Below are 736 nucleotides of genomic sequence, written 5' to 3'. Positions count from 1 at the left end.
GCTGCGGCCTGCGGTTTTGCACCCACGAAACTCACGACCCTTGGTTACCCAAACGCCGCTCCGGGGCACTACAATGGTGTACGAGCAACTCCATCGGCGGAACTTGAATCCGCAAGTTAATCAGCATGTTACGGCATACGGGCAGGTCTCGCATAGTATCATATTCCCAGATACGCTATCGTTGAGTGATGGCTAGACCTCTCCGAATCGAGTTCGCCGGTGCGCTGTACCACATCGCCTCGCGTGGTGATCGGCGCGAGCCGATCAACGAAGACGATGACGATCGCGAGACGTTCTTGCGGGTGCTCGCGGAGGTGGTGGAGCGTTTCAAAATGATGCGAGAACTGACCTTATTACGCGCTATTACGGAACATATTACGCGGATAATCGCGCGATCAGAATTACGGATTTGGATTTACGTCAATCAATTTTTCACCTGACTACCGTGAAAATCGAAATCAAGCCTAGCTCCAATCTTTCCGCAGCCTCAGTACAGTGCAAAACGAATAGTAAAGTGGACCCTAAAAATCGGACAGTCATTTAAGTTGTCAGGCCGGCACGAAAGGGTTGATCACAATGGGTGAAGCAAAGCGCAAAACCTACGCCGCCGCGTTCAAAGCCAAAGTGGCCTTGGAGGCCATCCGTGGGGTGAAAACCGTCAACGAGATTGGCCAGGAGCACGGTGTGCACCCGGTTCAAGTTGGGCAATGGAAGAAGGAGATCTTGGAGCACGCCG

The 736-nt window shown here is 52.9% G+C and carries 1 protein-coding gene and 1 pseudogene; both read left to right on the top strand.

Annotated features, from left to right (window positions below; genetic code table 11):
- Nucleotides 1-188: 188 nt before the first annotated feature.
- Nucleotides 189-329 (top strand): annotated as a pseudogene (locus THIDRDRAFT_RS26090) (addiction module toxin RelE); the annotation flags it as partial.
- Nucleotides 330-576: 247 nt separating this feature from the next.
- A partial coding sequence (locus tag THIDRDRAFT_RS23380) for an IS3 family transposase (RefSeq protein ID WP_007043435.1) occupies nucleotides 577-736 on the top strand: 160 nt, incomplete at its 3' end.

This window comes from Thiorhodococcus drewsii AZ1, assembly GCF_000224065.1.
GTDB lineage: Bacteria > Pseudomonadota > Gammaproteobacteria > Chromatiales > Chromatiaceae > Imhoffiella > Imhoffiella drewsii.
This window is presented reverse-complemented; position numbering and strand designations above follow the sequence as displayed.